The sequence below is a fragment of the Myxococcus eversor genome (genome assembly GCF_010894455.1).
GTDB classification, from domain to species: Bacteria; Myxococcota; Myxococcia; order Myxococcales; family Myxococcaceae; genus Myxococcus; species Myxococcus eversor.
In genome coordinates this window covers 201,381-214,622 of the sequence record NZ_JAAIXY010000016.1, presented here as the reverse complement: position 1 = coordinate 214,622, position 13,242 = coordinate 201,381, and the positions used below count along the sequence as shown (strand labels likewise).

12 protein-coding genes are annotated in these 13,242 nt (G+C 66.3%); 5 read left to right on the top strand and 7 right to left on the bottom strand.

Annotated elements, in window-relative coordinates; all coding sequences use genetic code 11:
• Positions 1 to 53 precede the first annotated feature (53 nt).
• Complete coding sequence (locus G4D83_RS29670) at positions 54 to 557, top strand: DUF1285 domain-containing protein (RefSeq protein WP_163868216.1); 504 nt, start codon at positions 54 to 56, stop codon at positions 555 to 557.
• On the opposite strand, the gene recA is transcribed toward G4D83_RS29670, so the two are convergent.
• On the bottom strand, positions 554 to 1,582 hold the full coding sequence (gene recA, locus G4D83_RS29665; RefSeq protein WP_163868215.1) for a recombinase RecA: 1,029 nt from the start codon (positions 1,580 to 1,582) through the stop codon (positions 554 to 556). The genes G4D83_RS29670 and recA overlap by 4 nt on opposite strands.
• Before the next feature lie 331 nt (positions 1,583 to 1,913).
• Here recA and G4D83_RS29660 point away from each other — a divergent pair, with 331 nt between their 5' ends.
• Positions 1,914 to 3,293, top strand: coding sequence for an NAD(P)/FAD-dependent oxidoreductase (locus G4D83_RS29660; RefSeq protein ID WP_240356733.1), 1,380 nt, complete (start codon positions 1,914 to 1,916; stop codon positions 3,291 to 3,293).
• An 11-nt stretch (positions 3,294 to 3,304) separates the two neighbouring features.
• On the opposite strand, the gene G4D83_RS29655 is transcribed toward G4D83_RS29660, so the two are convergent.
• The gene (locus G4D83_RS29655; RefSeq protein ID WP_163868214.1) at positions 3,305 to 4,939 is read right to left on the bottom strand and encodes a YifB family Mg chelatase-like AAA ATPase; all 1,635 of its coding nucleotides are present in this window, start codon (positions 4,937 to 4,939) and stop codon (positions 3,305 to 3,307) included.
• Positions 4,940 to 5,165: 226 nt separating this feature from the next.
• Here G4D83_RS29655 and G4D83_RS29650 point away from each other — a divergent pair, with 226 nt between their 5' ends.
• Positions 5,166 to 5,810, top strand: coding sequence for a hypothetical protein (locus G4D83_RS29650; protein WP_163868213.1), 645 nt, complete (start codon positions 5,166 to 5,168; stop codon positions 5,808 to 5,810).
• Here the strand turns inward: G4D83_RS29650 and G4D83_RS29645 are convergent.
• The 5 genes from G4D83_RS29645 to G4D83_RS29625 form a co-directional block, all read right to left on the bottom strand.
• Complete coding sequence (locus G4D83_RS29645) at positions 5,711 to 6,334, bottom strand: DUF2378 family protein (RefSeq protein WP_163868212.1); 624 nt, start codon at positions 6,332 to 6,334, stop codon at positions 5,711 to 5,713. The genes G4D83_RS29650 and G4D83_RS29645 overlap by 100 nt on opposite strands.
• An 80-nt stretch (positions 6,335 to 6,414) precedes the next feature.
• Complete coding sequence (locus tag G4D83_RS29640) at positions 6,415 to 6,918, bottom strand: ExbD/TolR family protein (protein ID WP_163868211.1); 504 nt, start codon at positions 6,916 to 6,918, stop codon at positions 6,415 to 6,417.
• Positions 6,918 to 7,331 (bottom strand): ExbD/TolR family protein, encoded by a 414-nt coding sequence (locus G4D83_RS29635; RefSeq protein WP_163868210.1) that lies wholly within the window; start codon positions 7,329 to 7,331, stop codon positions 6,918 to 6,920. The genes G4D83_RS29640 and G4D83_RS29635 overlap by 1 nt, the downstream gene beginning before the upstream one ends.
• 132 nt (positions 7,332 to 7,463) lie before the next feature.
• Positions 7,464 to 8,147, bottom strand: a complete 684-nt coding sequence (locus G4D83_RS29630) for a MotA/TolQ/ExbB proton channel family protein (RefSeq protein WP_141647756.1) — start codon at positions 8,145 to 8,147, stop codon at positions 7,464 to 7,466.
• Between the two features lie 72 nt (positions 8,148 to 8,219).
• The gene (locus tag G4D83_RS29625) at positions 8,220 to 8,972 is read right to left on the bottom strand and encodes an energy transducer TonB (RefSeq protein WP_163868209.1); all 753 of its coding nucleotides are present in this window, start codon (positions 8,970 to 8,972) and stop codon (positions 8,220 to 8,222) included.
• A gap of 231 nt (positions 8,973 to 9,203) precedes the next feature.
• On the opposite strand from G4D83_RS29625, the gene G4D83_RS29620 reads away from it, so the two are divergent.
• Both G4D83_RS29620 and G4D83_RS29615 read left to right on the top strand, forming a co-directional pair.
• Positions 9,204 to 12,416, top strand: coding sequence for a TonB-dependent receptor (locus G4D83_RS29620; protein ID WP_163868208.1), 3,213 nt, complete (start codon positions 9,204 to 9,206; stop codon positions 12,414 to 12,416).
• Between the two features lie 36 nt (positions 12,417 to 12,452).
• A complete protein-coding gene (locus G4D83_RS29615; RefSeq protein ID WP_163868207.1) occupies positions 12,453 to 13,175 on the top strand; it encodes a hypothetical protein in 723 nt (240 codons plus the stop codon).
• Positions 13,176 to 13,242: the final 67 nt, after the last annotated feature.

The window sequence follows — 13,242 nt, the reverse complement described above, 5'->3', positions numbered from 1 at the left end:
CGGAACCCGAGGGCTTGAATCCCCCGGGCTCCGCGCGCAGATAGAAAGAGGCCATGCAACCTCCCACCGGACAGCCTCCTGCCGGCAAGCGCTGGCACACCCGCGAGGACAGCGGCATCCGCCTCGATGCCCGCCTGCGCTGGTGGCACGACGACGAGCCCATCGAACATCCGAAAATCATCGAGCTCTTCAACGCGTCCCTCATCCTGGACGACACGGGCCGCTACCAGCTCCGCATCGGCAATGACTGGTGTTTCGTGGAGGTGGCGGATGCCGCGTACGAGGTGCGGACCGTGGACGTCACGCCGGACGAGCGCGTGTCCATCCGGCTGAGTGACCGCACCGCCGACGTGCTGGACCTCCCCACCCTGGCCGTCGAGCCGGATGGGGTCCTCTCGTGTCGAGTGAAGCAGGGGAGGGCCAAGGCCCGCTTCTCCCGAGACGCGCAGTACCAACTGGGCCAGTTGCTGGAGGCGGCTCCCGAGGGAGGGCTCCTGCTCCGCGCGGGTGAGCGGCGCTATCCCGTGGCCCTCTCCCTGGATGAGCTGGCCGGCTAGGCCGCTGCCTCGACGGGCGCGGTGGGGCAGGGGAGGGGCGGTGTACCCGCCAGCTCCCGGGCCAGCGTCTCCATCGCGTCGGGGTGCTCGCGCAGCCACTCCACCGCGCGCTCCCGCCCCTGGCCGATGCGCTCTCCCCGCAGGCTGAAGTGGCTGCCCGCCTTGTCGATGAGTCCCGCGGTCACACCCAGGTCGAGCACCTCGGCCGTGCGGTGGATGCCACTGCCGTACAGCAGGTCGAACTCCGCTTCCTGGAAGGGAGGAGCCAGCTTGTTCTTCACCACCTTCACCCGGGCCCTCGAACCGACCACCGCATCCCCGTCCTTGAGGTTCCCCGTGCGGCGAATCTCCAACCGGACCGAGGAGTAGAACTTCAGCGCATTGCCACCGGTGGTCGTCTCCGGGTTGCCGAACATCACCCCAATCTTCATGCGAATCTGATTGATGAAGACGATGCACGTGCCCGAGCGGCTCACCGCGCCCGTGAGCTTGCGCAGCGCCTGGCTCATCAGTCGCGCCTGCACGCCCATGTGCGCGTCCCCCATCTCTCCTTCGATTTCCGCGCGGGGCACCAGCGCCGCCACCGAGTCCACGACGATGAGGTCCACGGCTCCCGAGCGCACGAGCTGCTCGGTGATTTCCAGCGCCTGCTCTCCGGTGTCCGGCTGGGACACCAACAACTCCTCCACGCGAACCCCCAGCTTGCGCGCGTAGTGGATGTCGAGTGCGTGCTCGGCGTCGATGAAGGCCGCCACGCCTCCCGCCGCCTGGACCTGGGCAATCGCATGCAGCGTGAGCGTCGTCTTTCCCGACGACTCATTGCCGAACACCTCCACCACCCTCCCTCGGGGATAGCCACCCACGCCGAGCGCTCGGTCCAACCCCACCGAGCCCGAGGGAATCACCGCGACCTTCTGCTCGTGCGCGTCAGCTCCCAGCGTCATCACCGAGCCCCGTCCGAACTGCTTCTCGATGGACGCCACCGCCGCCGCCACTGCCTTCAGCTTCTCCGTCAGCTTGCTCATCGACTCCCTCGCCGCCCTGTCCTGGTGTCTGTGCTGCGCTCCGTGTCCTCCATATGGAGGTGACGAGCGCATCGATGTGGGATTGAGCAACACGCATGCCGGGGTGTGTTCTCCTCTCACTCACCTGCGGCGATGCGTCCGCGTGAGCGGCGGGGTGTCCCGGATGGTGGAGGGTGCGCGCTGCGGGCTCGCGGTCCGAGCAGGCTGCTCAGCTCGAATTCATGAGCGGCATCATTTCGACTTCCACGCGCGGCATGGGAGCGCCTGTCTGCCTGCCGGCTACACGGCGCTTTGCGTTGAAGTTTGGAGGGGGCGGCATGACCTTCTTCTCGTGAAAACCCAACGCGAAGACCTGCCCCATGTGGTCATCCTCGGCGGAGGGTTCGCCGGGCTCCGTGCCGCGCAACAGCTTCTCAAGGCCCCCGTTCGAATCACGCTGGTGGACCGGCACAACCATCATCTCTTCCAGCCGTTGCTCTACCAGGTGGCCACGGCGACGCTGAGCCCCAGTGAAATCGCCGCGCCCCTGCGCTCGCTCCTGGGCCCCAAGGGCGTGGCGGTGGTGCTGGCGGACGTGACGGGAGTGGACACCGCGAGCAAGCGGGTGCTGCTGTCGGACGGTGAGCTGAACTACGACTTCCTCGTCGTCGCCACTGGCGCGACGCATTCGTACTTCGGCAATGACCACTGGGCGCGTTTCGCCCCGGGCCTCAAGTCCATCGAGGATGCGGTGGAGATTCGGCGCCGCGTCCTCTTGGCCTACGAGATGGCCGAGCGGGAGACGGACGCGACCATCCGCCGGGCGCTGCTCAACTTCGTCATCATCGGAGCCGGGCCCACGGGCGTGGAGATGGCGGGCTCGTTGGCGGAGATAAGTCGGAGCTCCTTGCCAGGAGACTTCAAGAACATCGACACGCGCGACGCGCGCATCATCCTCATCGAGGGGTTGGGCAAGGTCCTGCCCGCCTATCCCGACGACCTCGCCGACAAGGCCCGGCGCACGTTGGAGAAGCTGGGCGTGGAAGTCCGCACGGGCGCCCGGGTGACGAACATCGACGAGTCGGGTGTCTACATCGGCACGGAGCACATCGCGGCCCGCACCGTCATCTGGGCCGCCGGTGTCGCCGCCTCGCCCGTGGCCCGCTCGCTAGGGGTGCCACTGGACCGCGCGGGCCGGGTGAACGTGACGCCCGAGCTGACGGTGCCGGGGCACGAAGAGGTCTTCGTGGTGGGAGACCTCGCCTCGCTCATGCAGGCGGATGGCACGCCGGTGCCGGGGCTCGCACCCGTGGCGATGCAGGAAGGCAAGCACGCGGCCCAGAACATCCTCCGCCGGCTGCGAGGGCAGCCGATGGTGCCATTCAAGTATTGGGACCGTGGCTCCTACGCGGTGATTGGCCGCGGCCACGCGGTGGGCATCGCCTTCCGTCGCTTCAAGCAGTCGGGCTTCCTCGCCTGGTCGGCCTGGCTCCTCATCCACCTGATGTTCCTCATCGGCTTCCGCAGCAAGCTGGCGGTGATGCTCGACTGGGCCTACTCGTATCTGACGTTCAGCAAGTCGGCCCGCATCATCACCGGCCCCACGCCTCGCCTGGACCAGCTCCGCCTCCCGATGGCTCGTGGTGAGCAGATACTGGTGGGGGATGGGGAGGTCGTGACGGCTGTCGCATCGTCCTCGCGAGGAGCGGCGCCTCCTCCTTCCACGCACTGACCTTCCGCGCGTTACTCCGGATGCTCGGGTGGACGGGGGCCGGAAGGCATCCACGGCCCTCGGGCTCCGGAGCGGGCGTGCGAGGCACCGCCGCCGTGGGTGTTGGCGTGCAGCCATCCGCGGCGGTCCAACGCCCTGCAGTCGATGGCGAGCTGCATGTCCACGTCCTCGATGCGCCCATGTCCTTCCAGGTCCGCGCGAGTCAGGGCCAGCTTCAGCAGCCGGTCATGCGCGCGTGCCGACAAGCCATGGTGACGCACCGCCAGCTCGAGCATCCTCTCTGCTCGCGGACTCAGGATGCAGTGGCGCCGCAGCAGGTGAGAGGGAAGCTGGGCGTTGCAGTGCACGCCGGGCTCGTCGTGATAGCGCTCCCGCTGGCGTTGGCGCGCGGCCTCCACGCGCTCCCGATGGTGGCGGCTCGTACTCTCTCTCGGCTCCGCGCGCGCTAGGTGGTGGTACTCCACGGGACGTGTCTGCAGCGTGATGTCGACGCGGTCCAGCAGTGGGCCGCTGACTCGCGCGTGGTAGTCGAACACCCGATGCTCGGGACAGGTGCAGGTGTGGCCCGGCACGTTGAAGTAGCCGCAGGGGCAGGGGTTCATCGCCGCCACCAGCATCACCTGACAGGGATAGCTGACGTTCTGGTTCGCCCGCGCGAGGTGGATGATTCCTTCTTCCAGCGGCTGGCGCAGCACCTCCAACACATTGCGCCGGAACTCTGGCAGCTCATCCAGGAAGAGTACGCCGTGGTGCGCGAGCGAGAGCTCTCCAGGACGCGCCATGGGCCCTCCGCCCACGAGACCCGCGTCGGAGAGGGTGTGGTGCGGAGCGCGGAAGGGCCGCTCCCTCACCAGCGCGTGCCCCTCGCCGAGCAGGCCCAGCACCGAATAGACCTTCGTCACCTCGAGCGCCTCGGTGAAGGTCATCGCCGGAAGGATGCTGGGCAGGCGCCGCGCGAGCATCGTCTTGCCGGAGCCCGGAGGTCCGCACATCAACACGTTGTGGCCACCGGCCGCCGCCAGCTCCAGCGCCAGCTTGAGCTCGGGTTGTCCGCGCACGTCCGCCATGTCGGGCTCGGGCCGCCCCCGGGTCGCCGTCACCGAAGCGCCTTCACGGCGGTATGGCGTGATGACGTGGGTGCCCGTGAGATGGTCCACCGCTTCGCGCAGGCTCGTCACCGGAATGACGGTCAGGCCCTCAACGAGCGAGGCTTCGGCCGCGTTGGCCGCCGGCACCATGACGCCCTCGAAGCCCCTGTCCCTCGCCGCCACCGCGAGCGGCAGCACGCCTTTGATTCGCTTGAGCGAGCCGTCCAGGGACAGCTCTCCCCCGAAGAGGTATCTCGCCAGGGGCTCGTCTTCGAGCAGCTTCGCCGCGGCCAGCACCCCCAGGGCGATGGGCAGCTCGAAGGCCACACCGTCCTTTCTCAAGTCCGCGGGCGCCAGGTTCACGGTGATGCGCTTCTGCGGCAGCTCGAAGCCCGTGTTCTTCAGCGCGGAGACGACACGCACCTTCGACTCCCGCACCGCGCCCTCTGGCAGCCCCACCACGTTGAAGTAGGGGAGCCCGAGCGCCATGTCGACCTCGCACTCCACCACCACCGCGTCGATTCCCATCAACGCCCCCGACCGCACCCTCGCCAGCATGTCCCGCCCTTCCCCAGACGCCGGCTCCTTCGCGGAGCAACCCCCGTACCGGCGTCCTCCCGACGTGAAGCCCGAGTCGACCCAATCTCCCGTGGCGGATACCCGTCCCAAGGGCCCCTGCGTCACGATTCCAGAAACATTGGATTAGTGCAGAGGGTCTAGCCAGGGCGGGTGCGTCTTGGGTACCTTGGCGGGTATCTGGGGAACGCAGGGGGAGATGACGCGCATGGGGTCGCAGGTCATTCAACGGCGGCGTCCGGTCCGCATCCGTCGGGCCGATATGAAGCGGGGCCAGCGGATGAAGGTGGCCTTCGCGATGTTCCGCTTCTGCCTCTACGGCATGGTGGGCATCAGCTCGGAGATCTTCTTCTACAACCTGGTGCGCATCGCGCGGGACGTGCCTGTCCTCGGGGCGCTGTTCCAGTTCCAGTGGCGGGTGGATGACCGGCTCGCCCTCAACGCCATCTGGGACGCGCCCGCAATCACGGCCTATGGCCAGTGCTCGCTGTGGATGTTCCTCATCTACGGCGTCGCGTGCTTCTTCTTCGTGGAGCCCGTCTACCGCTGGATGCTCTACCAGCACGCCAGCCTCCGAGCCGCCGTCTACGGCGTCGGCATCCTGCTCTTCGAGGGCTTCAGCGGGGTGATGCTGGAGCGGCTCACCGGCTACCGCATCTGGTACTACGCGGACGCGGGCGCCATCTTCTGGGAGATGACGTCGCTCTACATCCTCCCCATCTGGATGGTGACCGGCCTCATCGCCGAGTTCATCTACAGGGAGCTGATGGACCCCGACCTCATGGCGGCCTTGGAGTCCCCGCTGCCCGCGACGCCCGAGGAGACCGAGGCCTCCTTCCAGCTGATGCGGTAGGTGCAGGCGTGGCCGTCGTAGCCGGACGCCTCCACCTTCACGTCCTGAGCGCCGGCCACCCGCAGCCCCGCGTGGATGATGCCGGCGGTGAAGTCCGGGTAGTCACCCACCTCGTTCATCCACAGCTCGAACTGGGTGGGCGTCACCTCCACCAGCTTCGACTCGGTGTAGTTGTTGCCCGCCCGGAAGTTCTGCGTGGCCCGCATGAGCGTCCGGCGAGGCCCCAGCACCCGCAGCAGCGACAGCACCGCGCGACCCAGCATCGTCTCGCGGAAGCCCTCGATATAGGCCTCGCCGAGCTTCCACGTGCCGGGGCCGATGGCTTCCTGGGGAAAGAGCTCTTCCGCGGCGATTCGCAGGAAGGCCATCCACGACGGGAAGGCGTAGGCGGGACGAAGCTTCTGGTCCACGTCGAGCCCCGCCTGGCGCAGGCGATTCTTGCAAGCGGGTGTCAACCGCCCGTGCAGTGCGCGCAGGAAGAGGGCTTCGATGGTCTGTTCAAAGACGAGAAGCTCGTCAGCCATGAGGAGTGAACTCTAGCCGACGAGCTTCTGATTGTGAACCGCGACTCCAACCCGGAGCGTAGGGCCCCGGGCGGAGGTTTTCAGGGAGTCGGCGTCGGGGCGGGCGCCGGAGTGCCGGTGTCCACCTGCGTGCCCTGGATGACGGCGTTCGACGGCAGCTCGGTCGCCATGGCGAGGACCTTCGCGCCAGCGCCCTTCGCGCCATCCATGGCCAGGATGAGGCGGCCGTAGTTGGTCGCGTCGTCCGCCATGAAGAACACGACCTTGTCGTCCGCCTTCTTCGCCGCGAGCATCCGCTTGAGCCGCGGAACGTAGTCGGCGGTGGGGACCTTCTCCGTGTTGATGGAGTAGCCACCATCCTTGTCCAGCAGGACCACCAACTGCTGGGCATCAGGGTCCGGCGGCGGTTCGTTCTCCACCTCGGTGTCCGGCACGCGCACCAGGATGTCCTTCTCCAGGAGGGGCGTGACGACCATGAAGATGATGAGGAGCACCAACACCACGTCCACCAGCGGCGTGACGTTGATCTCCGAGTTGGGCGGCGTTTGCGGCTTCACCCACTGACGCTGCTTGTGCCCGGCCATTACTTCTTCTCCTCGACGCCGAGCGCGATCTGCTTGGCCTTGGCCTTGCGGGCCACGTCCAGCACCCTGCGCACGTCGCCCACGTTCACCGTGTTGTCACCCTTGAGCAGGATCTTCTTGCCCGGGTCCTTCGCCAGCTCCTCCGCCAGTCGGTCCTGGAGTGCCTGCTCGTCCACCTGGTCATTCTCCAGGAACACCTTCTTGTCCGGAGTGATGGAGACGTAGAGAGGGTCTGAGTCCTTCCCCTTCTCCTTCTCGATTTCGGTGGCCTTCGGCAGCTCCACGGACTTGCCGCGCTGGAGCATGGGGGTGACGACCATGAAGATGATGAGGAGCACCAACACCACGTCCACCAGGGGCGTGACGTTGATCTCGCTCTTGATGCCCCCCTTGGGGCCAGCTGACATTCCCATGCGTTTAACCTGCTTCCAGGTGGTGGAAGCCCGCCGTCCCGGGTGGCGTCGCTGGCCCCTTCGACTTCAGGGGCCGCGTTCACGTCGGGAGGCGGGCCTCGGGTCGTCCCCGGGCTCGCCGGTGACTGCCAATCAGGCCGCGTGCGAGGAGTGCGCGCCGCCGCCCATGTGGCGGGCGACCACGTCGAGGAACTCGTTGGAGGACTCGGAGATGTCCACCGAACGAGCGTCCACCCAACCCTGCAGGAAGTTGTACGCCATCACCGCGGGGATGGCGACCAACAGACCGAAGGCCGTGGTGATGAGCGCCTCGGCGATACCGGCCGAGATGGTGCCCAGACCGCCGGAGCCCGCCGCCGCCATCAGCTGGAAGGCGTTGACGATACCCATCGTCGTGCCGAGCAGACCGACGAACGGAGCCGTGGAGCCGACCGTGGCCAGCAGGCCCAGACCGCGCTTCATGCTCTGCACCTCGCGCTGCGCCTGACGCTCCAGCGCCCGCGCCACCGACTCCACCGCGATGTCCTTGTTGTTGGGGCTGATGCGGTACGCCGTGAGGCCGGAGTTGATCACCCGACCCAGGTGACCCACGTCCTTGCCCAGGTTCGTGTTCGCCGCGGTGGTCAGGTCGCCCTTCGCCAGGATGGCACCCATCTTGGCGGCGAAGTTGCGGCTGTCGGACCGGGTCTTGCGGAAGACGATCATCCGCTCCGCCATCACGACCAGGGACGCCACCGACATGATGGCCAGGGTGAAGATGATCATACGGGCGAAGGTGCCCGTGTGGTGCCAAATATCGATGAGAGTGAATTGCATGGCTTGATTAAGCGCTCCTCCTCACGAGCGCGGGGTGGTCAGCGGTGCTGCTTTCTCTACGGCGCGCCCGGATCAGCGCGGCAACTTCAGATTCAGGGTGAAGGTGTAGTCCACCTGGACCGGACGGCCTTGGAACGTGACCGGCTTGTAGCGTGACGAGGCCAGGGCGTCCATGACGGCCTGTTCCATGTGGGGCAGGGGCTTGATGACTCGGCAGCGCTCCACCCGGCCCTCGATGGTGATGACGCACTTGACGATCATCGTGCCCTGCACGCGGGACTCGAGCGCCTCCCGCGTGTACTCCGGGCTGGGGCCGGAAAGCTTCTCCGGACGGGTCATGCCCGCACCGAACGGCAGCACTTCCGTCCCCGTCCCGCCCAACTGCCCACCCACGACGCCGCCGATCACGCCACCCACGACGCCGCCCACCACACCGCCGGCGACACCACCCTCGACACCGCCCTCGACCTGCTCCTCGCTGGCCTCCTCGGGAGCCTCTTCCGGCTCTTCGGCCGGCTCGGCCTCCTTGGGGACCTCTTTCGGGATCTCCTTGGGCTGGACGATGGTGTCGGGCTTCTTGGGCTTCTTGGGGGTCGTCTTCGGCTTGGTGCTCGCCGCCGGAGGAGGAGGCGGCGGGGGAGGAGGAGGCGGGGCCATGGTGGCCTTCAGCGTCACCTCGATCTCCTTCTCCTCCTCGACCGGTTCCCGTGTCGACAGGAAGTAGGCCACGCCGAACAACGCGACGTGCAGGATCACGGAGATGGTGGTCCCCACGCCGAACCGCGCTCTGGGCGCCTGACCGCGGTCAAGGACTGAATCAAACATGTACTAGACTCCTCATCACCAGTGGACACCCACCACGCCCCGCCCGGCTGAAAGGGCGCGCTACCATACAGAAACGCGTTCCGGGTTCAAGCAAGCACGGTCAAGGGTAACTGACGTGATCGCGCAATTGCCCCACTGGTTACCAAAAAGCAACGGTCTATTGACAACTGATAGACCTCGGATATTTTCCCCAGTCATTTTCGGTTGCAGCCCACCTTGGAGGGGTCTGGTATGCACTTTAACCGAGTGCTCCGGGAAACCGGAGTTGTCCTGGCCGCAGGTCTGCTTTATGGATCGGCGGCTTTCGCGCAGTCGAGCACGATGATCGGTACTGTCATCGACGCTCAAAGCCGGCAGCCTGTTCCTGACGTTGTTGTCACCGCGACCTCGCCCAACCTTCAGGGTGAGCAGACCGTGGTCACCGACGCTCAGGGCAACTACCGTATTCCCCAGCTGCCGCCTGGTGTTTACACCCTGCGGTTCGAGAAGGAGCAGTTCAAGCCGTACGCGCGTTCTGACGTCCAGCTGCGTCTGAACCGCACCATCCGCGTCAACGTCGAGCTGCTCCCCGAGTCCCTCGGTGAAGTGGTGGAGATCGTCGGCGCGCCGCCGACCATCGACGTGGGCTCCACGACCACGGGCGTCAACGTGGATCAGGAGTTCATCAAGCGCATCGCCGTGGCCCGCCCGGGTGGCAAGGGAGGAGCGGCTCGCTCCTTCGAGTCCCTGGCCGAGCTGGCGCCTGGCGCCCAGAACGACCAGTACGGTGTGTCCATCAACGGCGCGACCTCGCCTGAGAACGGGTACGTGGTGGACGGTCTGTCCACGAACGACCCCGCCTACGGCGTGAACGCCAGCCCGATGAGCATCGAGTTCGTGCAGGACGTGAACATCATCACCGGTGGTTATCTGCCGGAGTTCGGTCGCTCCACGGGCGGTGTCATCAACGCGGTCACCCGGTCCGGCTCCAACGAGTTCCACGGCTCCGTGTTCGCGAACCTGACGCCGGGCACCTTCGAAGGTAACCGCAAGCTGATCCAGGAAGAGGGCACTGTCATCAGTGGCCTCAACGAGCTGAAGAACCTGGGCGACTTCGGCGCCACCCTCGGTGGTCCGATCCTCAAGGACAAGCTGTGGTTCTTCGCCGGTTTCGCGCCGTCGTTCACGCGCTACCAGCACACCCGTACCCTGAACGCCATCCGGCTGAACTCGGACGGCTCGACGGCGATCAACGACGAGGGCTTCACCGTCGTCGACCCCATCGCGGGCTCGGACCGTCAGTACTTCGCTGACACCCGGACCGTGCAGTACATGGGTAAGCTGACGTACCTCATCAACCAGGACCACAACGTCTCGGTTGCCCTCAACGGCACCCCGACGACGACCGGTGGCATGGGCAAGCTGAGCATCAACCCGCAGTCCGGTGGTCTGCCGGGCGCGCTGGCCGCTCGTCCGGGCGACTACGCCTTCACGGAGACCAACGCGAACGCCACGTCGCTGGCCCTGAAGTACGCGGGCGCGTTCATGGACAAGAAGGTCCTGGTCGACGCGAACCTCGGCTGGTTCCACCAGACGGCGTCCACCCTTCCGGCGGACGGCAGCAAGCTGGGCTCGACGCAGGGTCTCGCGGGCTACTCCCGCATGACCTACGTCAACCCGCGCCGGCTGACCCAGTTCGAGAACCTGCCCGCCGGCCAGGAGGGCGCTTGTGATCCGCTCGTCCTGAACGAGGGCACCCCGGAAGAGGAAGTCATCGAGCGTTGCCCGATCACCGGGTACTCGGTCGGCGGCCCTGGCTTCATGAGCGATGCGAAGCTGGATCGCTACCAGATCAACGCGAAGGCCACCTACCTCCTGAACGCGCTCGGCACCCACGTGCTGAAGGCGGGCGTCGACACGGAGTTCCTGTCGTACGACCAGACCAAGGCGTACGGCGGTGGCGTGTTCTTCCAGGAGTCGGCTCCGTACGCGGGTGCGACGCTCAATGGCGCGCCCTACGCTGGCGCGGCGCTGGCTGACTACCGTCGCTACGGCTACCAGGCGTCGCCTGACAGCCCCATCACCCAGCTGACCCAGCAGTCGAAGACCACCAGCACCACCATCGGTGGCTTCCTGCAGGACTCCTGGTCCATCGCCAACCGGCTCACGCTGAACCTCGGCGTGCGCTACGACGTGCAGGCGATGTACGGCGGTGACGGCGAGCTGGCCCTCATCCTCGGCAACCAGTGGTCGCCCCGTATCGGCGCCATCGTCGATCCGTTCGCCAACGGCCGCACCAAGTTCTTCGTGAACTTCGCTCGCTACTACGAGCAGGTTCCGCTGAACATGCTCGACCGCGCCTTCCCGGGTGAGCGTCGCTACAACGCCCGCCGCGTGATGGCGGAGCCGGGCACGGGTGAGGCGGGTTGCGATCCGTCTGACCGCACGAGCCAGGAGACGGAGTGCCGTGACCCTGCCAACGTGATTGCGCAGCCGGAGAGCAGCCGCAACCCGAACCGCCTCTACACGGGCGGCAAGGTGGAGAACGAGCCGATCGACCCGGACATCTCCCCGCAGTCGTCCAACGAACTCGTCGTCGGCGGCGAGTACGAGCTCATCGCCAACACCCGCGTGGGCGCCAGCTACACGTACCGCAACATGAACATGGTCATCGAGGACATGAGCCGCGATGACGGCAACTCGTACTTCCTCGGCAACCCGGGCAGCGGTTTCGCGAAGGAATTCCCGAAGCCGGAGCGCAACTACAACAACGTCACCGTCTACCTGAACCGCACGTTCTCGGACGGCTGGCTGGCCCAGGCGAACTACACCTGGTCCAAGTTGGAGGGTAACTACCCCGGTCTGTTCCGCCCGGAGACGGCTCAGCTCGACCCGAACATCCTGTCGGACTTCGACCTCGTCAGCCTCCTGGCGAACCGCACGGGTCCGCTCCCGTTCGACCGTACCCACCAGATCAAGGTGTTCGGCGCGAAGGAGTTCAACTTCACCAACGAGCTGTCCGCGAGCCTGGGTCTGTCCTACCGCGGCAACTCCGGTACGCCGATCAACTACTTCGGTTCGCACGCGCTCTACGGTCCGGACGAGTCCTTCGTCCTTCCCCGTGGCGCTGGTGGCCGTACGCCCTGGCTGAACGTCATTGACTCCAACATTGGCGTCAACTACCGCGTCAGCAAGGACAGCGTCGTCTCCGTCACCCTGGACGTCTTCAACCTCTTCAACTTCCAGGGCGTCAACACGGTCGACCAGACCTATACCCTGCGCAACGTCGCGCCGATTGCGAACGGCAAGCCGTCCGACCTTCCGGGCAACGTGACGTGGCAGGAAGGCGAGGAGCGCGACGAGCCCTTCGGCACCGTCGACGGCGACACCAACCCCAACTTCAAGAACCCGACCAGCTACCAGCCGCCGCGTCAGATGCGTCTTGGCGTCCGGTACACGTTCTAGTCTCTGGCCACTCACGGAACCGGGATTTCAAGTCACATGACCAAGAACATTCTCAATGCTGCGATGGTTCTCGTTGGCGCCGCCGGTCTGTTGACCGGTTGCAACTTCGACCAGCCCGAGGCTCCCTGCTTCGTGCAGGACAGCACCAGCTGGGCGGCCATCTACGACTCGTTCGATACTCCCACGGATGGCACCGGCGCTTGTGAAGTCAGGGCGCCGCCCGCCGAGCTCCTGGGCGTCTACAAGTTCGTGGATCCGGACGACCTGAGCAAGGCGGAGATCACCATCCGCCCCAACGGCCTTGCTAGCCGCGCTAGCCGGGATCCGGGTCCCACGACGGACCAGACGGCCACGGGCGCCTTCGACACGGAGCCGGACGACAAGGGCTTCTGCACGGGGCGTAACTTCACCGAGGCGAAGGTCGTCGCGGCGGCGGCTGGAACCAACCCCGCCACGAACATCACCTACCAGTTCAGCGATGTGCAGGTGTACGCGGCGCCGTCCCTGCCGGGTACCCAGCTGACGGGTCAGTTGAAGTACACGCGTGATGGATGCACCTCGAACTACACCATCCGCGCGCTGTGGCCCGCCATCCCCTGCTTCCCCACTGGTGACGCGACGGGTCCTGCCGAGCTGTGCGGCGAGGGTTCGACGCTGAACCCGGACTTCGCCGCGGAGTGCGGTCCGGTGCTGGGAACGTCGGGTGGTCGTCAGTTCAGCTACTGCATCCCCGCGAAGGCCATTCCTTCGCTGAAGTAGTCGTGAATCGCTGAACAGCGCCACCTACCGGGTGGCGCCTCGCGGCCCCGGCAGCCCTCCTCAGGGA